This is a genomic window from Pseudomonas sp. HPB0071 (genome assembly GCF_000478505.2).
Lineage (GTDB): Bacteria > Pseudomonadota > Gammaproteobacteria > Pseudomonadales > Pseudomonadaceae > Chryseomonas > Chryseomonas luteola.
Map to the genome: position 1 here is coordinate 3,890,594 of NZ_KI517367.1, position 22,999 is coordinate 3,913,592.

21 protein-coding genes are annotated in these 22,999 nt (G+C 55.2%); 7 read left to right on the forward strand and 14 right to left on the reverse strand.

What is annotated here, in order from left to right; all coding sequences use genetic code 11:
* Window positions 1-26: 26 nt before the first annotated feature.
* A complete protein-coding gene (locus HMPREF1487_RS18080; protein WP_010798139.1) occupies window positions 27-812 on the reverse strand; it encodes an exodeoxyribonuclease III in 786 nt (261 codons plus the stop codon).
* Between the two features lie 211 nt (window positions 813-1,023).
* Here HMPREF1487_RS18080 and HMPREF1487_RS18085 point away from each other — a divergent pair, with 211 nt between their 5' ends.
* On the forward strand, window positions 1,024-1,719 hold the full coding sequence (locus HMPREF1487_RS18085) for a TerC family protein (protein WP_010798140.1): 696 nt from the start codon (window positions 1,024-1,026) through the stop codon (window positions 1,717-1,719).
* Window positions 1,720-2,115: 396 nt separating this feature from the next.
* Here the strand turns inward: HMPREF1487_RS18085 and HMPREF1487_RS18090 are convergent, their stop codons facing one another.
* From HMPREF1487_RS18090 to HMPREF1487_RS26850, 3 genes are all read right to left on the reverse strand, one after another.
* Entirely contained in the window at window positions 2,116-2,436 is a 321-nt protein-coding gene (locus HMPREF1487_RS18090; protein WP_010798142.1) for an Arc family DNA-binding protein, read from the reverse strand.
* A 180-nt stretch (window positions 2,437-2,616) separates the two neighbouring features.
* Window positions 2,617-3,198, reverse strand: coding sequence for an acyl-homoserine-lactone synthase (locus HMPREF1487_RS18095; RefSeq protein ID WP_010798143.1), 582 nt, complete (start codon window positions 3,196-3,198; stop codon window positions 2,617-2,619).
* Window positions 3,199-3,278: 80 nt separating this feature from the next.
* Window positions 3,279-3,695 (reverse strand): DUF4902 domain-containing protein, encoded by a 417-nt coding sequence (locus tag HMPREF1487_RS26850; RefSeq protein ID WP_083397884.1) that lies wholly within the window; start codon window positions 3,693-3,695, stop codon window positions 3,279-3,281.
* 120 nt (window positions 3,696-3,815) lie between these two features.
* Between HMPREF1487_RS26850 and HMPREF1487_RS18100 the strand changes: the two genes are divergently transcribed.
* Window positions 3,816-4,529, forward strand: coding sequence for a LuxR family transcriptional regulator (locus HMPREF1487_RS18100; RefSeq protein WP_010798145.1), 714 nt, complete (start codon window positions 3,816-3,818; stop codon window positions 4,527-4,529).
* Window positions 4,530-4,595: 66 nt separating this feature from the next.
* Here the strand turns inward: HMPREF1487_RS18100 and HMPREF1487_RS18105 are convergent, their stop codons facing one another.
* Window positions 4,596-5,261 (reverse strand): nucleoside/nucleotide kinase family protein, encoded by a 666-nt coding sequence (locus HMPREF1487_RS18105; protein ID WP_010798146.1) that lies wholly within the window; start codon window positions 5,259-5,261, stop codon window positions 4,596-4,598.
* A 230-nt stretch (window positions 5,262-5,491) separates the two neighbouring features.
* Between HMPREF1487_RS18105 and HMPREF1487_RS18110 the strand changes: the two genes are divergently transcribed.
* Both HMPREF1487_RS18110 and HMPREF1487_RS18115 read left to right on the forward strand, forming a co-directional pair.
* Complete coding sequence (locus HMPREF1487_RS18110; RefSeq protein ID WP_010798147.1) at window positions 5,492-6,466, forward strand: Gfo/Idh/MocA family protein; 975 nt, start codon at window positions 5,492-5,494, stop codon at window positions 6,464-6,466.
* Between the two features lie 136 nt (window positions 6,467-6,602).
* Window positions 6,603-8,564, forward strand: coding sequence for a glycoside hydrolase family 3 protein (locus HMPREF1487_RS18115; protein ID WP_010798148.1), 1,962 nt, complete (start codon window positions 6,603-6,605; stop codon window positions 8,562-8,564).
* A gap of 133 nt (window positions 8,565-8,697) precedes the next feature.
* Here HMPREF1487_RS18115 and pip read toward each other — a convergent pair whose 3' ends face one another.
* The 8 genes from pip to HMPREF1487_RS18155 all read right to left on the reverse strand — a co-directional run bounded on the left by pip (window position 8,698) and on the right by HMPREF1487_RS18155 (window position 18,174).
* Entirely contained in the window at window positions 8,698-9,684 is a 987-nt protein-coding gene (gene pip, locus HMPREF1487_RS18120; RefSeq protein ID WP_010798149.1) for a prolyl aminopeptidase, read from the reverse strand.
* A 245-nt stretch (window positions 9,685-9,929) separates the two neighbouring features.
* The gene (locus tag HMPREF1487_RS18125) at window positions 9,930-11,894 is read right to left on the reverse strand and encodes a hybrid sensor histidine kinase/response regulator (protein WP_010798150.1); all 1,965 of its coding nucleotides are present in this window, start codon (window positions 11,892-11,894) and stop codon (window positions 9,930-9,932) included.
* Between the two features lie 220 nt (window positions 11,895-12,114).
* Entirely contained in the window at window positions 12,115-13,398 is a 1,284-nt protein-coding gene (locus tag HMPREF1487_RS18130; protein ID WP_010798151.1) for a TRAP transporter large permease, read from the reverse strand.
* A 1-nt stretch (window position 13,399) separates the two neighbouring features.
* A complete protein-coding gene (locus HMPREF1487_RS18135) occupies window positions 13,400-13,930 on the reverse strand; it encodes a TRAP transporter small permease (protein WP_010798152.1) in 531 nt (176 codons plus the stop codon).
* 89 nt (window positions 13,931-14,019) lie between these two features.
* Complete coding sequence (locus tag HMPREF1487_RS18140; RefSeq protein ID WP_010798153.1) at window positions 14,020-15,003, reverse strand: TRAP transporter substrate-binding protein; 984 nt, start codon at window positions 15,001-15,003, stop codon at window positions 14,020-14,022.
* A 65-nt stretch (window positions 15,004-15,068) separates the two neighbouring features.
* Entirely contained in the window at window positions 15,069-15,971 is a 903-nt protein-coding gene (locus HMPREF1487_RS18145) for an SMP-30/gluconolactonase/LRE family protein (RefSeq protein WP_037030894.1), read from the reverse strand.
* Between the two features lie 58 nt (window positions 15,972-16,029).
* Window positions 16,030-16,851 (reverse strand): NAD-dependent epimerase/dehydratase family protein, encoded by an 822-nt coding sequence (locus HMPREF1487_RS18150; RefSeq protein ID WP_010798155.1) that lies wholly within the window; start codon window positions 16,849-16,851, stop codon window positions 16,030-16,032.
* A 399-nt stretch (window positions 16,852-17,250) separates the two neighbouring features.
* The gene (locus tag HMPREF1487_RS18155) at window positions 17,251-18,174 is read right to left on the reverse strand and encodes an AraC family transcriptional regulator (protein WP_010798156.1); all 924 of its coding nucleotides are present in this window, start codon (window positions 18,172-18,174) and stop codon (window positions 17,251-17,253) included.
* 363 nt (window positions 18,175-18,537) lie between these two features.
* Between HMPREF1487_RS18155 and HMPREF1487_RS18160 the strand changes: the two genes are divergently transcribed.
* Both HMPREF1487_RS18160 and HMPREF1487_RS18165 read left to right on the forward strand, forming a co-directional pair.
* The gene (locus HMPREF1487_RS18160) at window positions 18,538-19,275 is read left to right on the forward strand and encodes an SDR family oxidoreductase (RefSeq protein ID WP_010798157.1); all 738 of its coding nucleotides are present in this window, start codon (window positions 18,538-18,540) and stop codon (window positions 19,273-19,275) included.
* A 46-nt stretch (window positions 19,276-19,321) separates the two neighbouring features.
* Window positions 19,322-19,684, forward strand: coding sequence for a putative quinol monooxygenase (locus HMPREF1487_RS18165; RefSeq protein WP_010798158.1), 363 nt, complete (start codon window positions 19,322-19,324; stop codon window positions 19,682-19,684).
* Between the two features lie 45 nt (window positions 19,685-19,729).
* On the opposite strand, the gene HMPREF1487_RS26355 is transcribed toward HMPREF1487_RS18165, so the two are convergent.
* A complete protein-coding gene (locus tag HMPREF1487_RS26355) occupies window positions 19,730-21,037 on the reverse strand; it encodes an alpha/beta fold hydrolase (protein ID WP_010798159.1) in 1,308 nt (435 codons plus the stop codon).
* 710 nt (window positions 21,038-21,747) lie between these two features.
* Here HMPREF1487_RS26355 and HMPREF1487_RS18175 point away from each other — a divergent pair.
* Window positions 21,748-22,716: a DNA replication terminus site-binding protein gene (locus HMPREF1487_RS18175; protein WP_010798160.1), complete on the forward strand. Its 969-nt coding sequence runs from the start codon at window positions 21,748-21,750 to the stop codon at window positions 22,714-22,716.
* Window positions 22,717-22,999 lie beyond the last annotated feature (283 nt).

The following is a 22,999-nucleotide window of genomic DNA, read 5'->3' on the forward strand; positions in this document are numbered from 1 at the left end:
TGTCCATGACCGGATCGTGTCTTCGTCTATGGGGCCTTGAGCGTAATCCAGGTAGGAGCGTGATCACTGGCATGGGGCTGGTCACGTACCCAGCGGTCTACACCGGCATCCAGCAGGCGTGGCGCAAGTGATGCACTGAGCAGGAGATGATCGATACGCATGCCCGAGTTTTTCTGCCAATGCTGGCGGAAATAGTCCCAGAATGTATAGATGCGCTCGTTAGGGTGGCAGGTGCGCAGGGCATCGGTCCAGCCTTGTTCCAGAAGCTGCTCGAAGCAGGCTCGGCTTTCCGGTTGCAATAACGCATCTTTCTGCCAGGAGCGCGTGCTATAGATATCCTCATCTGTAGGAATGACATTGTAGTCGCCTGCAAGAACGACCGGATGACCACTTGCCTGCAGCTGGGCAGCATGAGCATTCAGCTTTTCAAACCAATCCAGCTTGTAGTCAAATTTAGGACCTGGTTGTGGGTTGCCATTGGGAAGATACAGGCAACCCACGACGACTCCATGAGCGACCGCTTCCAGATAACGGCTCTGGGGGTCGTTCTCATTACCCGGGAGGCCGCGTCGACTTTCCTGGGGCGTTTCGCCCTTTGCCAGGATAGCCACTCCATTCCAGGACTTCTGGCCCTGCCATAACGCACCGTAACCGGCATTCTGGATCTCATCGACAGGAAAACTGGCATCAGCCATTTTCAATTCCTGCAAACACACAATGTCGGGGGATTCACGGTGTAGCCATTCGAGCAGATGAGCACGTCGTGCCTGCAGGCCATTCACATTGAATGTGGCGATTTTCAGCGGTTCCACAAGAGCTCCTTGTAGCGGTAATGTCATCCACAATGCGTTGTAGGGATAGACGTATGACCTCGGCAGCAGGCGTTCTTTCCGGTCGTCTGCACTTCTTCATGAAACCTTTGGATACATTGAGGCTCCACAAGGGGGTGTAAATCCTCACCGGCAGACTTTGCGTGTTCTGGCTCGGCACGTTGCGGCTGTCTCTGTTTCAAGGGAGATAGTGTTGACTGATTTGATGAATAATCCTGATCTTTGGCTTGCTGTTGGACAGATCATCCTGATCGATATCCTCTTGGGTGGCGACAATGCCGTGGTAATTGCATTGGCTTGTAGAAAACTGCCCGAGGCGCAGCGAAATAAAGCCATTCTGGGTGGCGCGCTCGGTGCCATCCTGCTCAGGATCGTATTGATCTTTTTCGCTCTTGAATTGTTGACGTTGCCTTATCTCAAGCTAATCGGTGCGCTGCTGCTCGCCTGGATCGGTGTAAAACTGATGCTGCCCGAGGGTGAGGACGAACATGCTGATTTGAAGGCAAGCCCGAAACTGCTGGGCGCTATCTGGACCATTATCGTGGCAGATGCGCTTATGAGCCTGGATAACGTTGTGGCGGTGGCAGGGGCGTCCCATGGCCAGCTCGAACTGGTCATTTTTGGAATCGTGGTCAGCATCCCGATCATTATTTGGGGGAGCAAGCTGGTGTTGCGCCTGATGGAGCGTTTTCCAATCATCATCAAATTGGGCGCGGCGCTGTTGGGCTGGATTGCGGGTGGAATGGCGGTGGCCGATACCAGCCTGCCTGCCTTGCCTTCATGGGCGCATTACGCAGCGGGTGTAACAGGCGCGCTGATCGTTGTCGCGATAGGTACGTTGCTGGGGCGCTATCAGCAACATCGTGCGCTACGGTCAGGTGGTGCTTAAGGTGAGGTTAGCCTGGCGCCTGATAAAGCCCAGGCACCAGAAGTATTCACGAGAACGTGATAAGGCCGGGGATATCAGAGAGTGATAACCAGAGAAATGCAAGACCAGTGGTAAGAATCAAGAGAAAGTAAAAGACGCGCATGGCGAAAGCCTCTGAACATACAGGCACGCAAGGGCAAAGAAGCAAGCAAACATTGCAGCCTGTTAAGATGACAAGAAGAGAGCAAAGGCAGAATCCAATTATAGATAATGCGGCGCTGTTGTCATCTGCGGTTCGCTTGTTTTTAGAGGGGATGAACCTAGGGCGGGGCTGGGGAGGTAGGGATGAGCCTTGGGCTGTACCTGAAAAGATCCGGACCCGCCCTTATGGCGGAAGGCAGGCCCGGATAAGAGTGCCTATTCGCGTGCTGCTGTCGCTGCGTTATCGGCGATCAATGAAATCAAGGCATTCTGCTGACGTCCTGACAAGCCCCTGAAGCGCTGCAGCAGTTCGCGTTCATGGGCGCTCAGCTCAGGGCTATCCAGCCGCATTCTGGCGCTACCGTCCATTTCACCATTCTGGATCAAGCTCTGCTCAAGGCGAGCGATAATTTCGGAGTTCATGCTCCGGTGATGGTGACGGGCTACATCCGCAATATGATCGCGCATTCCTTCAGGAAGACGGACGACAAATTTGTCTGCTGTACGGCTGGAATAAGATCTGATTGCCTGAGTCATGAGTTTAAGTCATCTAAATGATTGGGAAGCGTATATTCAAGGTCAAGCTGGCTTTCAGGTGTTGAAAGGCAGGGATCACCTGATGTGTTTTTAAAGCCAAACTAGGGCCTTTTTATCAACGTCCTTTTATTGATTGGTCTATCCATCTTTTTATTAAGCACGCATGGCAATCAGGTCGTTTTATTGAAGACCTAATGCATTTCTTGTCTGGTTGTCGATTTCTATCCAGAAAGCGACGACCGGTTTGTTATCAATAAGATGTGGTTTGGAAATACGGTGAATATTCAGGCCGGCACGTTTGAGCAGTCTTTCGTTGCCAACACCGGAAAAAGCGATCAGGCGGTGCGCTCCTCGAGCACTTGCAGCATCAACTACTTTTGACATCAAGGCGATATTGTTTTGCCATGATTGCGCGGCGGTTAATACTTTATTTTTGGGGGTGCTCAAGGCAAAGCGAGACAGTTCCCAAATATCGGAAGAATGCGGTAAGGCCGCGCCTTCCATTAATTCGGGGAAGACTTCACCCAGTAGATACGGCTTATGGGTAGGCAGTAAGCGGGCGCAGCCACAGACTTCGTTGTTGCTGTCATGTGCCACTACATAAAGGGTGTCTTCACGGTCGAACTCATCTTGTTCGTTACCTTCCTGACACTCGAGAGGCCAACCCATCTTTTCAACAAAAATGTTATATCGATATACCGAAAGGGCCTGTGCCATGGCCGGTTTTAAATCTTTAACCGTCCCTGTTACCATATTAAGCATATCGCATCTCCGTAAGTGTCTTTACTCCATTACAAGAGAGCGACGTTTTTTTGGACAGCTGCCCATCTGGACAGGTCTGCTTATAAGGTGACTGGAATTCCGGACTGCCAGTTTTGTCGAGAGAGCCAGGATATTAGTAGTTCTTCTGTAGCCCGTGGTCCCAGATCGTAACCGGTTGCACATCGCAGCATCAGATTGGTGCTGATTCCACCGGGAGCAAGGTAGGGGCTTCCAATTGAACTTTGTCTGAACCAGGTCCAGCCAATGCTGATGGAGGGTGAATGTGTCGTGCTGGCCCATTCGCAAAATCCGGCAGAAGCGGCGTCTATTCCAAGGCTGTGCAGCTCCTCGACGAGATCCATGTCCATCCAGGCCATGTATTGGTAAAAGGTGACGTCGCTGAACTCCTTGTAAGACATGCGGATGAAATGATCTGGTGCTAATAAAGACATGGCAGCGCCCTTGGGATGCGACGAAAGAATACCTAAATCGACCAAGATTCATCACCTTACAAGTTGTTTCGCAATAATTAAGTCATCACCAATAGATGATGGTACGGAGCCTGTTAGAAACAAACCACTGCCCATTTGGGCATCTTTTACAAAGGTTGAAGTAATGTGAAAGACTGGCGTGAGGATTATCTCTCTTTATGCTCCGGGGCTAAATCCGAACATCAATTGTTCAGTGAGCTTGGAAAGATCATTTCAGGTCTGGGGTTTCAATTCTGTTCTTATGGCCTTCAGGCGCCACTTCCTGTTTCTAGCCCAAAAATAGAACTTCTTACAACATTTCCTGATGCCTGGAAAAGTAAGTATGTAGCTAATAATTATTACTGCATCGACCCAACCGTACGGCACGGTATCCGGGAACAGTCCCCTCTGATCTGGTCAGCGGAGCAACCAGCGGTGGAGCATGATTTCTGGGAAGAGGCGATGCAGCATGACATTCGTCATGGCTGGTGCCTGTCGTCGCGAGGGCAGTTTGGAACGATGGGGCTGTTGTCGCTGGTTCGTTCTTCGGAAAAACTTACCGTTACAGAACTCGACGAAAAAGAAGCCAAGCTTATATGGCTGACCACGCTTGTTCATTCTTCAATGGTGCGTTTTCTGGCTCCGAAAACCATGCCTGAATGTACGAGTGAACTAACTTGCCGTGAGCGGGAAGTTCTCAAATGGACAGCCGTAGGCAAGACGTATATCGAAGTTGGACTGATTCTTAATATCGACGAGCGTACCGTTAAGTTTCACTTGGTAAATGCCATGCGGAAACTTCATGCATCCAATAAGGCGGAGGCGGCGGTCAAAGCGTCTTTGTTGGGGATGTTATTCTAGTGAGCACTGCCTCAAGGGCCTGTCTGAAACGCATCAGCCAGGTCCTTGATTCATTACGCAGCTCACTTACCGGGCCGGTCCATCAGACCAGGGAATCTGAAGATGGGCTCGATCCTTGTACTGGTCGATACGCAGAGCGTTGGGCTCATCAGTCTGCTCAACCCAGGCCTGAGCAGCTTCGCGGCTTCGCCCAAAATGCATATGGCGCTCGATCAGCCGGGTACGGCGCTCATCAGGGTCGACAGCAACGTACCAGCACTCGTCGAACAGTTCGGCCACGGGTTGCCAGGGGCCCTCATCAAGTAGCAGATAGTTTCCCTCACTGATGATCAGCGACACTTCGGATGAGATTGGAATCGATCCGGCAATGGCTTCCTCAATGTCACGATGAAACGAGGGCGCGTAGACCGTTTCGTCTGCCTGCTGGTGCCTGAGACGCTTCAGCAGGGCCCGGTATCCATACACATCGAACGTATCCGGTGCCCCTTTGCGTTCCGCGCGGCCAAGGCGAGCCAACTCCCGATTGGCCAGATGAAAGCCGTCCATGGGTACGACCAATGCTCGCGTGCCCAACTCAGCCGCCAGCAGATCCGCCACGGTCGACTTGCCAGCACCCGGTGGGCCAGCGATTCCCAGCAGGCGACGACCACCTTGCTGCAAAAGGGCTTCGGCCCGCTCGATAATGGGTTTAGGTAGGGAGAGGCCCGCTACCGGGCGTTGGCTGCTGGTCATCGTGGCTCGCTTCTTGTTGCGGATGGATTGTCTATGCCGAACGGGCTGTATGCCTGGGCAGACGGTTTGTCACCGCGCCGTTACCAACTAACAGTTCGCAGCATAGGGTGCAGTGACTACTATTCCGACACACCTGTTTTGTACGGTAGTCCTGAGTCTGCGTGGTCGCATCGCACGAAGACAAGGGAAAAAGTGCCAAACCTATTGATTCCTTGAACGGGAGAGAATTCATGGATGTTGTGCGCTGGGGAATGATTGGCTGTGGGGATGTGACGGAGCGGAAAAGCGGGCCAGCCTTTTACAAGGCGCCTGGCTCTGCGCTGGTAGCGGTGATGGGCCGCCGTGCCGAGGCTGTCACCGATTATGCGGCGCGTCATGGCATTGCGCGGATATACACCAATGCGCAAGCCTTGATCGATGATCCAGACGTGGACGCTGTTTATATCGCAACGCCTCCCGACAGCCATCATGCCTACAGCATGCAGGTGGCCACCGCAGGCAAACATTGTTGTGTCGAAAAGCCGATGGCGCTCAGCAGTACGCAGAGCGAGGAGATGCAGCAGGCATTCGACAAGGTGGGTCGCCATCTTTTCGTATCGTATTACCGTCGGTCACTGCCCCGGTTTCAGCGGATACGCGAATGGTTGACGCAGGGCCATATTGGCGAGGTCAGGCAGCTGACCTGGAGCCTGATAAAGCCGCCTTCGCAAAAAGATCTGGAGCAGCAGGCCAACTGGCGAACCGACCCGGCTGTCGCAGGGGGTGGATACTTTGCCGATCTGGCCAGTCATGGCCTTGACCTGTTCCAGTACCTGTTGGGCGATATCGTGGCCGTAAGCGGTTTCACTGCAAGACAGGCAGGGCTCTATGCGGCGGAAGATGCAGTAGTTGCAAGCTGGCGTTTCTCATCCGGCGCGCTCGGCATGGGGTGCTGGAATTTTGTGGCTGACCGCCATGAGGATCGAGTCGAAATCATTGGCAGTCGAGGGCGTATTCTCTTTTCAGTATTTGGTGATGAGCCGGTCCGGCTGGACGCTGAAGAAACTGTTAGCGAGTACATCCAGCACCCTGAGCATATCCAGTGGTATCACGTGCTGGGTATGAATGCGCATATTCGAGGTGAGCGTGACTACGCTGCGCTGGCGCGGGAAGCCGTTAAGACGGACCGGGTAATGGACCAGATTCTGGGGCGTGCCAAGGCATAGATAAGCTTGTTGAAATACCTGCGCCAGACAAATCGGTGCGGTTAGCAAGCGGATTCGTAAAACCTGCTCTATAGTTCCAGTGCCCTAGATCATTAGTGCGCTACGTTAACCAATAACAAGGAAAAGAGAGGGTTCGATGAAAAAGGCCGCTGCTTTAATCAGCTTAGCCACACTGGCGACAGGAGTCTCGGCGCAAGGTATTTCTTCGCACGGTGTAACGCTTGAGCAGAAAGACCTGCCTGTACTAACGGTGGGCGGCTTGCAGTTCAAGGACATGAACCGTAACGGTCGGCTGGATCGTTATGAGGATTGGCGACTGCCTGCCGAGGACCGTGCCCGCAATCTGGTTACCTGGATGACGCTTGAGGAGAAGGCAGGAGCCATGATGCATGGCACCTTTCCGACCGTAGCGGATGCCGGTGGGCTGGGTGGCGGTGCCGTCTATGATCAGGAGGCGATTGCCAAGACGATCGAAACCAAGAAGGTAAACACCTATATCACGCGCCTGGATACAGACCCCGAGAATTTCGCCAAACAGAACAATGCGCTGCAAGTCTTGGCTGAACAATCGCGGCTGGCGATTCCCCTGAGCATCAGCACCGACCCCCGTAACTCTTTCCTCTACACACCAGGCGCCAGCAACCAGTCCGGTTCGTTCTCCAAATGGCCGGAAGCCTTGGGGTTGGGCGCCATTGGGGACGCTAAGGTCGTCAAGACCTTTGCCGAGGTCGTACGCGATGAGTATCGCGCGGTAGGCATCAACGTGGCGCTATCTCCGCAGGCGGATCTCTATACCGAGCCGCGTTGGCCTCGCGGCAGTGGTACCTTCGGACAGGATGCCCAGTTGGCCAAGCGTCTGGTTCGCGCCTATGTTCAAGGCATGCAGAATGGTAATTTCCTAAACCCTGGCAGTGTGGTGACGGTGGTCAAGCACTGGGTAGGCTATGGAGAGGCGAAGGATGGCTGGGACAGCCACAATGCCTATGGCAAGTACGCAGACTTCTACGGCAAGGACATTCGCCAGCATATCGTTCCGTTCATAGGGGCATTCGAGGCGAATGTAGGCTCTGTCATGCCGACCTATTCGATTCTGCAGAACGCCTCTCACCAGGGACGGCCGATCGAAGAGCAGGTGGGGGCGGGATTCAACCGCTTCCTGCTACAGGATCTCCTGCGGGACCGCTATGGCTTCAAGGGCGTCGTCGTGAGCGACTGGCTGATTACCAAAGACTGTAACGAGGCCTGCCAGAACGGCAGCAAGCCGGGTGAGCCGTTCTCGCTGGGAATGCCCTGGGGTGTCGAGTCGCTGACTGAGCTTGAGCGTACCGCCAAGGCCATCAACGCCGGGGTCGACCAGCTTGGCGGAGTGGATGACAGCAGTCTCGTAGTGAGTGCGGTCAAGCAGGGGCTCGTGTCCGAGCGTCGTGTGGACGAGGCGGTCATCCGCATCATGAAGCAGAAGTTCGAGCAGGGACTCTTCGAGAATCCGTATGTGGATGAAACCAAGGCCGCCGAGGTTGTAGGCAGTGCAGAGCATCAGCAATTGGCAGATGACGCGCAAAAGAACTCGCTGGTACTGCTCAAGAACCGCAAGTTGCTGCCTATTGGCCAGGGCCGAAACGTTTATCTTTATAACGTCGATGCCACTGCGGCGCAAAAGGCCGGCCTGAATGTCGTGGATTCGCTGGACAAGGCGGACGTTGCCATCATGCGTTCCACAGCGCCCTACGAGCTGTTACATCCGAATTATCTGTTCGGAAGCATGCAGCATGAGGGTTCGTTGGACTACCCGGAGGACAATCCAGACCTTATCCAGATCAAGGCTGCCAGCGCAAAGGGTGTGCCGACTATTGTAAGTGTGTATCTGGATCGTCCGGCCGTGCTGACCAAGCTTGAGGGGCAGGTAGGTGCCCTGATCGGCAACTTTGGTGTATCCGACGAGATCCTTCTGGACGCGGTAGTCAATCCGACCCGCTTCAAAGGCAAGCTACCGTTTGATCTGCCGCTTTCCATGGAACAGGTAATCAACCGTCACTCAACTAACCAGGAAGGCAACCGCAAACCTCTGTACCCGATGGGGTATGGATTGATGTTCTAACTGCTCTCTGGAAAGGCTTGCCGTGTGGTTGCCGGTGTGGCAAACCCTGCCAGCAGCCTCGACCACGCCACAGGTCTTGTGTGGCGTGGTTTATTGCAAGCGCTCCAGCGGTATCTGTGTCGTGACAGAGCTATCAAGGCTGGTGGAAATCGCCGGTCTTCTTGAAGACCTCGAACGCCTGGATCAGCCCACTCAGCGTTCCGGGTTCCATTGGTGAGTGGCCTGCATCAGGCACCATGTTCAGCACGGAGCCAGGCCAGGATTTGTGCAGCCGATAGGCAGCATGAGGCGTTGCGATCATATCGTGCCCACCTTGCACAATGGCGCACGGCAGGTGGTTGATACGGTCAATGTTGCGAAGCAACTGGTCGTCTTCCAGAAACATGCTGTGCTTGAAGTAATACGGATCCAGGATACCCATGCCCATCATGGTCGTATCGTCAGCGGCTTGCTCTTCAACGCCTTCAGGATCATGGCGCAGCAGCGCACAGCTGCCGGAATATTTTACCCAGTAACGGGCGGCCTCCTGCCGAACGTCTCTATCTTCGGAGGTCACCCGCTTGCAATAGGCTTCTAACAGGTCACCTTGTTCCTCCTCCGGCAGCCACTTGACGAAGTCTTCATGGGCCTTTGGGAAAAACAGGCGCATACCGTAAACGAACCAGTTGATCTCATCGGTTGTGCCCAGAAAGATGCCACGCAGGACAAAACCCAGGCAACGCTCAGGATGGGCTTCGCCATAAGCAAGCGCCAGGGTGGTTCCCCATGAGCCGCCACAGACAAGCCATTTGTCAATGCCGAGCATCTCCCTCAGGGTCTCGATATCATCGATCAGATGCTGGGTCGTGTTGTTTTTAACCTCGGCCAGGGGAGTGGAGCGTAACGCGCCACGCTGATCGAAGAGGATGATGCGGTAATAGTCCGGGTCCCAGAATTGGCGCTTGGAGGGCGGGGCCCCTTCGCCAGGTCCGCCGTGCAGATAGACGACGGGTAACCCCTCAGGATTGCCGGACTCCTCCCAATAGAGTTGATGGGTGTCGTCAACCTGAAGCATCCCGCTTCGGTTGGGATTCTCGATGGGAGGGAAAATTGAATAACAAACTTCACACTGAGCATCCATAGATAACTCCGCAAGACAGATTTAATGCTCTATTCGACTGTGCGGCTTCCTGCTGAATGTGAGGCAATACCTGCCATATCAGGTTAGGGCGAATGAGGTATGAGCTGAGAAGAGGGTGGTAATCCAGATCAGGTTATTGATTCGGATACGTTTTATAGGAGCTGTTTCGCTGGCGTGGAGTTTCTATTGAAAGGTATCGAGCCGATAGAAGGCCGGGTGCGCGATGGCCACCCGGCGTGAGAGCATCAAGCCGAGGCTATGGCGTCCGGACGCATGGCCTGATCAATGGCCTTGGCCAGCTCTTCCAGGCGGAAGGGCTTAGCTAGCTTGTGCAGATCAACCGAAAGCGTTGCTGGCAACTCGGCATACCCTGATGCGAGCACTATGGGAAGGTCCGCCCAATGAGCCCGTATGGCCTCTGCCAATTGAGTGCCGCTCATGTAAGGCATGGCCTGATCAGTAATGACCAGATCGACAGGCGGATATGCCTTCCTCATTATATCGAGCGCCTGGGTGCCACTGGAGGCCTTGTAAACGGTGTTTCCCAGGTCTTCCAGCATGGCAGCGGTACTGGTCAGGACGAGCGGGTCGTCGTCTACCACCAGGATATGAAAGGTATTTCCGGGTTTGTCTGTTGAAGGCGCGGGTAGGGGTTCGTCAGTGGTCTGCATGCCGGCATCAGATACGTGTGCGGCGGGTAACCAGATTTCGGCTGTAGTGCCTTCGCCCAGCCGGCTTTTGAGGATGAGCCTGCCACCGGATTGTTCGGTAAGGCCGTGCACCATGGACAGTCCAAGCCCCGTTCCCTTACCGATGCCCTTGGTGGTAAAGAAAGGCTCCATGGCACGGGACAATGTGTCTTCATCCATTCCCTGGCCGGTGTCCTGTACCGATAGGCAGACGTAGGCCCCCGGTTTCAAGTGGCTGGGATGGCCTTGGGAGATCAGTTCATCACGGGCCGAGATGATGATGGAGCCGCCCTCCGGCATGGCGTCTCGTGCATTCATGGCCAGGTTGAGCAGGGCCAGCTCCAATTGATTGGTGTCGGCGTGGGCAGGTCTGAGAATCAGCGGAAAGCGGGTTTCGATCTTGATCGACGGGCCCAGGGAACGCTGAAGCAGTTCGGCCATACCGCGGACCAGAGTAGGCAGTTCAATGGTCTCCGGATTCAGTTCCTGACGGCGTGCGAAGGCCAGCATGCGCTGGGTCAGAGAAACGCCTCGCTGTGCCCCCTGGATGGCATTGTCGAGCAGCGGTGTAACCTTGGGATCATCCGGCAGACGCTTGCGAACCAGTTCAAGGCAGCCAATGAACACCATGAGCAGGTTGTTGAAGTCGTGGGCAATCCCACCGGTCAGCTGGCCCAGGGCTTCCATCTTCTGTGACTGGAACAGGGCCTCCCGGGCTTGCTCCAGAGCCAGTTGGGTTTCCCGTTTCTCGGTGATGTCACGGGTGACCTTGGCGTAGCCGAGGAGGGTGCCGTTGTCGTCCCTTATTGCATCGATGACAACATTGGCCCAAAAGCGTGTACCGTCCTTGCGGATTCGCCAGCCTTCCTTTTCAAAACGACCCTCACGTTGAGCCGTTTCCAGCCCCTGTTGGGGCAGGCCTGCTTCCCGATCTTCAGGGGTGTAGAAGCGTGAGAAATGCTGACCGATGATTTCCTGTGGGGTGTAACCCTTGATCTTCTCGGCACCGGCATTCCAGCTAGTCACCTGACCGGTCGGGTCCAGCATGTAAAGGGCATAATCGGAGACGCCTTGAACCAGCAGGCGGAACTGCTCTTCACTTTTTCTCAAGGCGTCTTCCGCCGCCTTTCGCTCGGTAAGGTCGCGCGTCACCTTGGCAAAGCCCAACAGCGTGCCTTGTGCGTTACGAATAGGGTCGATTACAACATGCGCCCAGAAGCGTGTGCCATCCTTGCGTACACGCCAGCCTTCCTCCTCGAACCGGCCTTCACAGCGGGCCTGCTCAAGTGCCCGGCCGGGTAGGCCGGTCAGCAAGTCCTCAGCGGTATAGAAGCACGAAAAGTGATGACCGAGGATTTCTGCTGTCTCGTACCCTTTGAAGCGGCGAGCGCCGGGATTCCAGCTTGCTACGAAACCGTCCGGATCCAGCATGAAAATCGCGTAGTCAGAAACGGCTTCCACGAGCAGACGATACTGCCCCTCATCGATGAGAGCGGCAGGCAGCCGTTCGGCATGTTGCATCAAGGCATCCTCCAGGTGGGGCTTTATCGTTCTTATAGGTTCAACAGGCTCAGGCCATTAATGCAGGCATTAACGTACTGAAAGGCTATCAATAATGGCACGTTCACTATAGGAAAAATTGCGGGGAAACGAAGCGAATTGCAGGGGTGATCCGATGAGCTGCCAGTCGGCAGTAGAGAGGGGCTGCTGGTCCCGATGAGACCAGCAGTCATGCGATGGATCAGTTACCCATCAGGCTGGGTAGGAAGAGAGAGATTGCGGGGATATAGGTTACGGCCATCAGGGCAGCAAACAGGGCTACATAGAACGGCAACAGTGCCTTTACGGTTTGCTCGATAGTCACCTTGCCTACAGCTGCGCCCACGAACAGCACGCCGCCTACCGGTGGGGTGATCAGACCGATACCCAGGTTGACCAGCATAATCATGCCGAAATGCACGGGATCTACGCCAATGGAGATCATGACCGGTAACAGGATAGGCGTCAGGATCAGGATCAGCGGAGCCATATCCATTACCGTACCCAGGATCAGCAGCATGATGTTTACGCACATCAGGATTACATAACGGTTTTCCGAAATGGTCATGAGGGCGCCGGTGATCTGTGCCGGAATCTGCATGAGCGTCATGATGTAGCCAAAGCTTGAGGCAAAGGCAATCAGGATCATCACCACAGAGACCGTACGTACGGTTCGATGCATGAGCTTGGGCAGTTCATTCCACTTGTAATCGCGGTAGATGAACATTGTCACGAAGAATGCCCACAGCACGGCAACCGCAGCAGATTCCGTTGCTGTAAAGATGCCGGAGATAATGCCACCGAGAATGATCACCATGGTCATCATGCCCCAGAGCGCCTCGACGCAGATCTTCAGCGCCTGCTTCATGGGAATGACTTCACCCTTGGGGTAGTTGCGCTTCTTGGCGAAGAACAGGCACATCAGCATCATGATGGCGCTGAGCAGAAGCCCCGGTCCAATGCCGGCGATGAACAGCGAGCCGATGGAAACCGTACCACCGGCGGCCAGCGAGTACAGGACGGAGTTGTGGCTGGGTGGAGTCAGCAGCGCCTGAACCGAGCCGCTGACCGTAACGGCAGTGGCATAGTCACGCGGATAACCCTTCTTTTCCATTTCCGGAATCAGCACCGAACCTACCGAGGCGGTATCCGCCAGGGAGGAGCCGGAAATTGCGCCAAAGAAGGTCGAGGCCAGGATGTTGACCAGCGACAGCCCACCGCGGATGAAGCCTACCAGTACGTTGGCGCACTCCACCAGCCGCCGCGACATACCCCCTTCGGCCATGATGGCCCCCGCCAGCACGAAGAAGGGAATGGCCAGCAGGGAAAACTTGTTGATACCCCCAGCCACCTGAATCATCAGCGCATCGAACGGAATATCGATCCACCAGGCGCCGACGAGCGCCGCTAGGCCAAGTGCGTAGGCAACCGGCATGCCCAGCAGAATCAGCAGTATGAAACTGCCTAGTAATACGAACGCATCCATATCAGGCAACTCCTTCGGCCGCTTCTTCTACCGCATCGTATTGCACGACGCGCCGTTGGCTTTGATCGCCAAAAATGATTCTTTCGAGCACGAACCAGAGGGTCAGCGCGCCACCGATTGGGATAGGCGAATAGGCAATCCCTACCCGGAGCCAGGCCAGGTCACTGGTGAACTGGTACCAGGTCGCCATGCACAGCTTGATACCCCAGATCGTCATGAAGAGGCTGATGGCGGTCATCAGCAGATTGACCAGAACGGCATCGTATTTCTTGAGCAGTGGCGGAAGACGATCGGTAAACATTGCTACAGCCATGTGCGCACCGGCACGGTAGCTGGGCGCTGCGCCAATGAACGTGAAAATGGACATGAGCAGAATGGCGATAGGCTCCGGCCAGGATGAACCGGTTCCCATTACGTAACGGGTAAAAATACCCCACGGAATGATGAGCGAGATGACAAGAATTGACAGGCCCGCTATCCAGACACAGAGGGTATAGATGACATCGTTGACACGCAGAAGAGCATGTTTCATGAAAAGCTCCGAGCGGCCGCATGCTCGCTGCGAGAGGACCTCGGAGCGAGCAGGGCATGTCAGGTTGTTGTTGTAATGGCCGTCAGGCCTTATTGCACCGCTTCAACACGCTTGACCAGCTCGGCGAATTTGGGTCCGTACTGCTGGCTATATTTTTCACGTACCGGCGCGGTGGCGTCATAGAAAGGCTTGCGGTCAACTTCGATAAACTCAACGTTGGCAGCTTTCAACTTGGCGACACTTTCCGCGTTGTACTTGTCCCACAGCTCACGCTCTTCCATCTGCGCTTCGCGTGCAGTTTTCTTGACCAGCGCCTGTTGATCCGGCGTCAGCTTGTTCCAGGTGGCCTTGGACATGACCAGCATTTCCGGCAGGATCAGGTGACCTGTCTGGGTGTAATACTTGGCTACCTGGAAATGGTTCTGCGTAACCATGGTAGGCGGGTTGTTTTCCGCGCCATCGATCACGCCGGTCTGCAAGGCGCTATAGATCTCACCGGTTGCCATCGCAATACCGCTGCCGCCCATGGCGTTCAGGGTGTCAATGAAGATCGGGTTGCCGATTACACGGATCTTCATGCCGCCAAGGTCTTCTATCTTGCGCACCGGCTTTTTGGTGTACAGATGGCGAGTACCGCCATCCATCCAACCCAGGGCCACGAGATTGAAGTTGGAGTTGGTTACGGTATCCAGCAACTCCTGGCCTACCTCACCATCAATCACTTTGCGCATATGCGCTTCGTCGCGGAAGACGAAGGGCAGGTTGAACACGTTGACTTCCGGTACCACCGGGCCTACCGATCCGATGGAAATGCGGGCCATCTGAATCGCGCCCAGCTGAACCTGCTCGACTACTTCCTTTTCGCTACCCAGGACGCCGCCGGGGAACATGCGAATGCTGAGTTCGCCGTCGGTTTCCTTCTTGAGTTTCTTGCCCATGTTGTCGACGGCAACGACCGTCGGATAGCCTGCCGGGTGAACGTCCGAAGACTTCAGGGTGATATCAGCCAGTGCGATTGCGGGAGTCAGAAGCGCACAGCATGCAGCGGCCAACAGGTTACGTTTGAAATTCATGAGATAACTCCTTAGTACATCTTGTCTTTGTTATGAGGAGTACAGCGGTAGTAGAAGGCGTTGTTCTATCCTCTGAACGTCGGCTCTTCCAGGCCTTTCACGCCAGGCCTCAAGGCAAACACACCGCCCGCCAGAGGTTGATCAGATAGATCACCGCCAGGTCGGATGGAGGTGACGAACAGCGTATCCAGGCCCGGTCCGCCAAAGGCGCACATGGCCGGTTTTTTTACCGGTACGGTCAGCGAACGATCCAGCTTCCCATCCGGGGTAAAGCGATGGATCTGGCCAGCATCATTACCGCAGATCCAATAGCAACCGTCCTCATCCACCGCGGCGCCATCAGGGCGACCAGGATAATTGTTCATATCAACGAACAGACGGCGGTTGTGAGGGGTGCCGGTATCCGTGTCGTAGTCGAATGCCCAGATCAGCTGTGCATTGGGATGCGAGTCGGACAGATACATGGTCCGGCCGTCTGGGCTGAAGCCCAGACCGTTGGGTACGATAAGGTCTTCCAGAATCGGGGTCAGGCCATCGGCTGCGGTCGAGTGTTGCTCAGGGAAGCGGTATAGCTTTCCCGCCGGTGTTGCAGCTGCCATATCCATGACCATGGTTCCCGCCCAAAAGCGACCCTGGCGGTCACAGCGTCCGTCATTGAAACGCATGTTTCCGGTCGGGTGCGTTACGTTGGCCAGGGCTGTGGCTTGCAAGGTGTCTCCGTCGGTGATCTCTACCTTGAACAGACCACTCTCAAGGCCTGCCAACCATGCAGTGTCACTGCCGTCATAGCGTGCCACGCAGGCGATCATTTCTGGAGCCAGCCAGGCGCGGGTGCTGCCATCGGCAGCACTCCAGCGGTTGAGGGTACGAGCAGGGATATCGACCCAGTAGAGCGCCTGTTCCCGTAGGTTCCAGACCGGGCTTTCTCCCGTACCGTTGCGGGCATCCAGAATCAGTTCAGCTTGCATCATTCTTATCTCTCTTGTTCAGTCCGATCGTCCTGATCCATCGCAAGCAACGGCGTACTTATTCAAACGGACCCGAGGCAACGAAAGCGCCGCCCTGATACACCATGGACGGATCATCCGCCGCCGGAGCCGGCTCTGCTTCGACTTTCTCGCGGAACTGCTCGGAGGAGTCCTGTGGCTCCCAGCCCAAGTGAGCGGCCAGGCGGTTATCCCACCATACGTCACGGTTCTTGGAGGCTCCAAACACGACGGTGTGGCCAACATTGGGCGTGAACAGGGAGCGGGCGATCAGATTGGTCAGATCGTTGTAGCTCAGCCAGGTAGCCAGCATGCGGCGGTTCTGCGGCTCGGGGAAGGAGGAGCCGATACGGATGCTAACGGTTTCGATGCCATAGCGATCAAAATAGAAGCTGGCGACGTCTTCACCATAGGATTTGGACAGCCCGTAGTAGCTGTCTGGGCGGCGCGGCGAGCTAGCATCGATACGTTCGGTCTGCTTGTAAAAGCCGATGACGTGGTTCGAGCTGGCGAAGATGACGCGCTTGACGCCATGGCGGCGTGCCGCTTCGTAAATGTGGAAGACGCCTTTGATGTTGGCTTCCAGGATTTCCTCGAAAGGACGCTCAACCGAAACCCCGCCAAAATGCAGAATCGCATCTACACCTTTGACGAGTTCATCGACGGCGGCTTTGTCAGAAAGGTCGCACGGAACGACTTCTTCATGGGGGCCTTCGGCGGGTGCCATGTTGGCGATATCGGAAAGCCGAATCACTTCAGCGTAAGGGCGGAGGGCTTCGCGGAGTACCTTCCCGAGACCGCCTGCGGCGCCGGTGAGAAGGATACGGTTCAAACGCTGATTCTCTACAGAACTGGTCGCCATGTCAGTTTCCTGGTTATTAGTATTATTTTGAGTCGTAAGACATCATACGACTAGATGGCGAAATTTTTAACAGTGCTTACCTGCGATGTCAACGACGCCTTTTTCTTGGAGGCGGTAAGTTGTCGTATCTTACGAGTTTCGCCAAGACTCCTGTAAGGAAACCCTTCGCTGGAAACATTCTCTTACAAGCTTTTAAGGGTGTCGATTAAGCTCAAAGCCAGGGTACAAGCGCCCTATAGTGGCGTAATGACCTGATTGATAAGAGCGGAGCAGAGAAATGCTGGGTTTGACCGATAGGTCATTGCTGTTGGTTAGACAAAGGTCTAATCCCGCCGGGGTAGTCTGCCGTGCTAGGTGCGCGCAAGGTTCTAAGTGCGGGCGGTAGGACGTCAGGTGTTACTACGCGCTCGCTCTTAAGCGGGCCATATCTTTCATGGGTGGTGCTCCAAATAACCGGCTGTATTCGCGGCTAAATTGGGAGGGGCTTTCATAACCCACCCGGTGCGCTGCCGACGAGCAATCGATGCCCTCATGGAGCATCAGGCGCTTGGCTTCCTGAAGGCGTAGCTGCTTCTGATATTGCAGTGGGCTCATCGCAGTCACCGCCTTGAAGCGATGATGCAGCGTTGAAGGGCTCAGATTGACGCGCCGGGCAAGCTCATCGATCTTCAACGGCTCAATGTAGTTCTGATTCAACCAGTTGATGGCGCGATTTACACGGTGGGTTTGGCTGTTCGTTATTGCCATTTCGTACAGTCGATATCCCTGGGGGCTACGCAGTAACCGATAATAGATCTCTCGTAGCACCAGAGGGGCCAGCATCGCCGCGTCACGCGGGGTGTGCAAGAGGCGAACCAGTCGAGTCACGGCATCGAGCATGGCATTATCCACGCGCTCGACGTACAGGCCCCGGTGAGCTGGTACGACGGGGACACCTGTCGGGCCGGCGTCGGCTATCAGGCGGGTAATTTCCGCCGGGTCCAGGTTGATCCGAATACAGAGATAGGGGCGCTCGGGGGTAGCCTCGATAATCTGGCCGGTCACAGGAAGCGAGACAGAGCCCACCAAGTAATACAGAGGGTCATAGGTAAAGCATTCATCGCCAAGCGTAACCTGCTTACGACCTTGTGCGATGACACAAAAGCTGGGGTTGCTGATCCCATGCACAGGGTCTGAGGGCTGGCTTGCACGCATCAAGCAGAGACCGTCGATCCGGGTGGTATGAGCGCCATCGGTCAACGTAAGCTGATCAATCAGCGCTGCCAGTTCCTGCTGCAGAAGCGTGTCTCGACTATGAGTGGATTCATGCGTTACACAGTCCATGCTGATCCCCTGAAGCTTGCGGTTCCCATTGTATCGGCGTGCACAGGCGTACCGATCAAGTCAGGCGTCACGATAACCAAAAGTGGCAATGCAGGGTTATATCAATTCTGCTGACTTCTTGCCTGATCCTGTCATGGTATGCCCGCGGTCCGCAGGATTGTGAAAGCCAGCGTAGTCCAACCTTGCCTGCAGAGCGCGAATAATCGTGTTGGACAGGCGCTCCCTGGCCCACTGCGTTCTTCTCCGTGCAGGATCAGGCAAGAAGCGAGCAGGATCCGTCTAACGTCTGAATGCCTTTCGGCTCTAGCCTTGTCACTAACGCGGCAATACCGGCCGCCCTCACTGACAGGCAAGGAGATTCGTATGAAAGGTCTAGAAGGCAAGGTCATCGCAATTACCGGCGCAAGCAGTGGCATTGGCGAAGCAACCGCACGGTATCTGGCGGCACAGGGCGGCTTCGTCATTCTAGGGGCGCGTCGTACAGAGCGGCTTGAGACCCTGGTAGCTGAAATCAGGGCGCAGGGCGGCAAGGCTGACTACCGCCGGCTCGACGTTACCGCATTGGAGGATATGGAGTCGTTTGTGCAGTTCGCTCAGCAGCAGGGCGGACGTCTGGATGTATTGGTCAACAATGCGGGTGTGATGCCGCTTTCCAAGCTTGAAGCGCTCAAGGTTGACGAATGGAATCGCATGATCGATGTAAACATTCGGGGCGTGCTCCACGGGATTGCGGCGGGCTTGCCGGTCATGCAACAGCAGCGTAGCGGACAGTTCATCAATCTGTCTTCGATTGGCGGGCATGCTGTCAGTCCTACTGCCGCGGTTTACTGTGCAACCAAGTTTGCCGTCAGGGCCATTTCCGAAGGGTTGCGTCAGGAGGTAGGAGCCGATATCCGCGTCACTGTGATCTCGCCCGGGGTAACGGAGTCTGAGCTGGCTGACACCATCACCGATCCAACCGCTCAGGCAGCCATGGACGCGTTTCGCCGAGGGGCTATTTCACCGGAGTCCATCGCGCGCGCCATTGCGTTTGCAATTGAACAGCCTGCTGAAGTGGACGTAAGCGAGATTATCGTCAGGCCGACCGCGAGCCCTTATTAAGGGCTTCCGGTTTCAACCCGTGGCACTTCATCTCGGAGGAGGACTCATGTCCGCATCGCCTTGTACATCGTTGCTCTTGATCCATGCCCGCACCGGGCGCTCCGCAGCCCTCAGGGCATGTCTCAGGGGATTGCCTTATCCAGGGCAGACGTGTCTCACCTTTACCGTCATGCCATCGCCGGAAGAGGAAAACTGCTGGTTGGTGTATGGCCAATGGCAGTCGCAGTCGGATATGGACAGCTACTTCAACACGCTTCCAGCCGAGCTGTGGATGCGCCTGGTAAATGGCTCCCTTGCGGCCCATATGGAGTTCATGACGTTCGAAGGTAACGAGTTGCCCAACGCCTATCGTTGGGCAACTCCACGGTTCAGCTCGCCTGGTTGCGCCTCCTATGCCTGTTGTGGCTAGGCGCAGGCGCCATGTCTCCCTGTAAGTTGTGAGCTGCGTTTTACGTCATTGGGAGTAGGTGTTCTCATCGGCGGTAGCCGGGTGGTAGTCCGTAGGAGCGCAGAGGCTCAGGTTTTGCACCGGCACCAGGCGAGCCGGGCCCATTGGAACTCGTGTTGCCGCCACAGCCAGCAGATTGAACGTACCTTGAGCCGCAACGGCCCAGCGTCCGGTTACGGGCTCGCCGCGAAGCAAGGTAGCGGCGGCCAGAAGGAGCTTCAATCCGCTGCAGGTATCGATATTGAGATGAACCGTCATGGGCAGCTTGCGCACCAGACCATACTCGTAGTTGGTCAGAAGACTGTAGGTTGCGGTTGAAAGACCTGCAACGGCAAACAGTTGGCGGGTGCGCGGTCCCCACTCGTTGACACCTGCCAATGCCAGACAGAGGCCTGCTGAGGCATAGTCCAGAAGGCCGTGCATGCGAGGTGATAATAACTTGGCTGGCGCCAGCCGATCACGACCCTGATCCATGCCAGAGACGACAATTTCATTACTCATGTCGGTTGCTCGGGTATCGAAACGACCGGTGATGAACCGATGGACCAGCTGCGACATGAGCGGCGCGGCGGTGTAGTGCGCGTTGTGCGCCGCGCCTTCTACAACCACCAGTTTGCCGTTGGGAAGTAGACTGGTGAATTCCTCTGCCCACTGCTGGGTAAGGGTCTTGTCGTATTGGCCACGGATTACAAGGGCAGGAACATGCACGTGGGACAGACGGTTTTCTATGGGGTCGTCCACCGTTCTGCGAAGCTGCTGAACCATGCGCGGTAGGCCATTGGAAAGATACTCCATGTGCATCAGCGGGTTGATCGAGGGTGCCTCGAACGGCATGTTCAAGACGAGGCGGGCGTACTGCCGCGCCGGTGTCCGATAGGCCGGGTCTGGCGTAGGTGCGATCAGGATCAGGCGCTCGACTCTATCCGGAAAGCGTGCCGCAATTTCAACGGCGATTTGTACGCCTACGGAGTTGCCGCACAGCACCGCCTTGTGGATTCCGTTGGCATCCATCCAGGCCAGCAGATGATTCGACTGCTCTCTGACATCCGGACCTGCTGGCCACTTGGACATCCGCGGCGCAGGCGAACGCCCGAAACCGGGCAAATCGGGTGCCATGACGTCATGACCCATCGATGCGAGACGTCTCCCCAGCGGGACCATATAGCGGCTTGAAAGCGCCAGGCCATGAATCAGGATGAATGGAACCTGATGTGGATCGTCTTCATGGGCTAGCCAGGTGCGGGCGTGCATGCGAATGCCGAGCGAAGGAATAGTCGTCCAGGTTTTGTAAGGGGCGTAAGCGAGTTTGAACATAAGGGACAGCTCCCATGTATATCGAGCCTTGCCCAGGTCGCAGCGTGCCTGAAGGCATCATGAGCCAATCATGCGGCATGCGCGGGCTCCTGGGCGTGAGCATTGTAAATGTCGTCTGAACATGCAGAAAAAAGAAGGCCCGCAGAGCGGGCCAAAACGAGCTTTGAACAGCTCGCTGCCGCGAAAGGGCCCGTTCCATCAAGGGCCCAGAGGGGAAGTTATTGCCGGGAAGTAATCAGTGATGATGAGCAGGTTCCGCAGTGAATAGCGGCTGAAAAAAAGGGGGCTGCACATCTCAAGACTCCTCATGTCACGGCGTATCACCATCGGTCTGAGCATAAGCTCGTACCGATTCGAATGTGAAAAGGGCAAGGTCAGCAAATATATGCCTTGCTTAATGACCGATAGTTTGGAAAAGAAAAAGTGCCTTGGAAGCGACGAACGTAAGTACCTTTTATCCCTTGCAAAACGATGACGGAGCCGATCAAACGATACGTTGAAGCTGACTAGAGAGGTAGACGGAACCCTGTCTTGTAATACCAGCCTAATAATAAGTAAGCGAGCCGAATTTCCAGCCTGTTGCAGCTTAGTGCAGGTTAATAGGCGCATCGACAATGGCTTTATCTGATTGTGAATATGTTTAATCGGTCAGATTGGGATGAGACGGCTATAATGAATGTTGGTATTACTTATTGAGGAAAGAGGTGCTCATGATCACTGACGTGCGCGAAGCGTGGCAGGAAATGGTAGAAGCTCAGCGGGCCTTCAACGCAACGTGGCCTTCGGCGGTGGTTCATGCACAAGTCTGGTTGCTTCCCATCAACAAGGAGCCCAAAGGCCAGACTAAAATCACACCGATGGAGCTAGTGGGTGAGCCTGCCATCGAGGCTGCGAAAAAGGCCATCCTGCAATTCGAGCAGGAGGAGGGGCAGCACCCTAGTACCGTCATGCGGCTCCCAGGGTGGATCGGCGTTTCGCAGTCAGTGCTGGAGTACGCCCGCGAGGCCAATGCCGCGCGTGATCGTTTTCTTGAGGTTCTGGCTCAGGAAACGGCCTCCATGAACCTGAAATCTCTATCCAAGGGAAAGCATCTTCGTAGCATTCTCAAGCTGCCGATCGTCATCAAGCAGATCGAGCGCCATATCCAGGTGTTTGAAGGGGTGCCACGGCGTATCCTGTTCACCTGGGCGGGCAAAACGGCGGCCCCGGAAAGCATCCCTGTCAAGGATGTGATCGAAAAGATCGAAACGCAGCTGGCTGATGCCGTGGCCAAGGCTGATATGGACAAGGAACTCAATCTGAGGCTTGAGCTCAAGGCGTTGGGGTTTCTGGATGCGAAGGCCGAACTGCATCGCTACCGTCCTATTGCGCCCCATCCGCGCGTGATGCTGTATTTCTCCAAAAGCCCTCGTTATGACGCCATGCCTCACGCCAATCTGCCGATTTTTGTTTCACTGGATGAGAAGCAGCCGTGGCCGCGGGTCGATGCGCTCGAAGAGTTTGATGCAGAAAACGCTCAGGCTGAGCGCTCGGACAAGGTGCCCCGCCAGGAAATCATTCCGCGCCTGGGGCTGTACCTTAAAACCGCGCCCGACCGTAAGCGCAGCCCCAGGACGGCCCGTGGGGACTCGACCGCCGTGGCGCGAGCGTTAGTCTCGTCTACTTATCAAAAGCGTTGAGTGGTAAACGGACACTCACAATATGTACGCAGAAGGTGGATTAAATAAGGGTCAACAGACTAACGCATTGGTTGAATAGAATATGTTCCGTTTCGATGACTGAAAGACTCTATTTTCAATTCATGTGCGAGGCGTTGCCAAATCTTATTCATATGCTATTTGCTAAGCGAGTAATGCTTTATACAAAGCAATACTCGCTCAGTTCATATATAAGCATCTGCTAGTTAGCGGTTATTTACAAATATTTACTCAATTAACTGTTTGAATATGCTGTTTGGTGAAT

What these genes read in the sequence shown, in the direction of transcription:
- HMPREF1487_RS18090 (WP_010798142.1), bottom strand. Translation starts at nt 2,436, where the DNA reads ATGACTCAGGCAATCAGATCTTATTCCAGCCGTACAGCAGACAAATTT.
- HMPREF1487_RS18095 (WP_010798143.1), bottom strand. Translation starts at nt 3,198, where the DNA reads ATGCTTAATATGGTAACAGGGACGGTTAAAGATTTAAAACCGGCCATG.
- HMPREF1487_RS18105 (WP_010798146.1), bottom strand. Translation starts at nt 5,261, where the DNA reads ATGACCAGCAGCCAACGCCCGGTAGCGGGCCTCTCCCTACCTAAACCC.
- HMPREF1487_RS18110 (WP_010798147.1), top strand. Translation starts at nt 5,492, where the DNA reads ATGGATGTTGTGCGCTGGGGAATGATTGGCTGTGGGGATGTGACGGAG.
- HMPREF1487_RS18115 (WP_010798148.1), top strand. Translation starts at nt 6,603, where the DNA reads ATGAAAAAGGCCGCTGCTTTAATCAGCTTAGCCACACTGGCGACAGGA.
- pip (WP_010798149.1), bottom strand. Translation starts at nt 9,684, where the DNA reads ATGGATGCTCAGTGTGAAGTTTGTTATTCAATTTTCCCTCCCATCGAG.
- HMPREF1487_RS18125 (WP_010798150.1), bottom strand. Translation starts at nt 11,894, where the DNA reads ATGCAACATGCCGAACGGCTGCCTGCCGCTCTCATCGATGAGGGGCAG.
- HMPREF1487_RS18130 (WP_010798151.1), bottom strand. Translation starts at nt 13,398, where the DNA reads ATGGATGCGTTCGTATTACTAGGCAGTTTCATACTGCTGATTCTGCTG.
- HMPREF1487_RS18135 (WP_010798152.1), bottom strand. Translation starts at nt 13,930, where the DNA reads ATGAAACATGCTCTTCTGCGTGTCAACGATGTCATCTATACCCTCTGT.
- HMPREF1487_RS18140 (WP_010798153.1), bottom strand. Translation starts at nt 15,003, where the DNA reads ATGAATTTCAAACGTAACCTGTTGGCCGCTGCATGCTGTGCGCTTCTG.
- HMPREF1487_RS18145 (WP_037030894.1), bottom strand. Translation starts at nt 15,971, where the DNA reads ATGCAAGCTGAACTGATTCTGGATGCCCGCAACGGTACGGGAGAAAGC.
- HMPREF1487_RS18150 (WP_010798155.1), bottom strand. Translation starts at nt 16,851, where the DNA reads ATGGCGACCAGTTCTGTAGAGAATCAGCGTTTGAACCGTATCCTTCTC.
- HMPREF1487_RS18155 (WP_010798156.1), bottom strand. Translation starts at nt 18,174, where the DNA reads ATGGACTGTGTAACGCATGAATCCACTCATAGTCGAGACACGCTTCTG.
- HMPREF1487_RS18160 (WP_010798157.1), top strand. Translation starts at nt 18,538, where the DNA reads ATGAAAGGTCTAGAAGGCAAGGTCATCGCAATTACCGGCGCAAGCAGT.
- HMPREF1487_RS18165 (WP_010798158.1), top strand. Translation starts at nt 19,322, where the DNA reads ATGTCCGCATCGCCTTGTACATCGTTGCTCTTGATCCATGCCCGCACC.
- HMPREF1487_RS26355 (WP_010798159.1), bottom strand. Translation starts at nt 21,037, where the DNA reads ATGTTCAAACTCGCTTACGCCCCTTACAAAACCTGGACGACTATTCCT.
- HMPREF1487_RS18175 (WP_010798160.1), top strand. Translation starts at nt 21,748, where the DNA reads ATGATCACTGACGTGCGCGAAGCGTGGCAGGAAATGGTAGAAGCTCAG.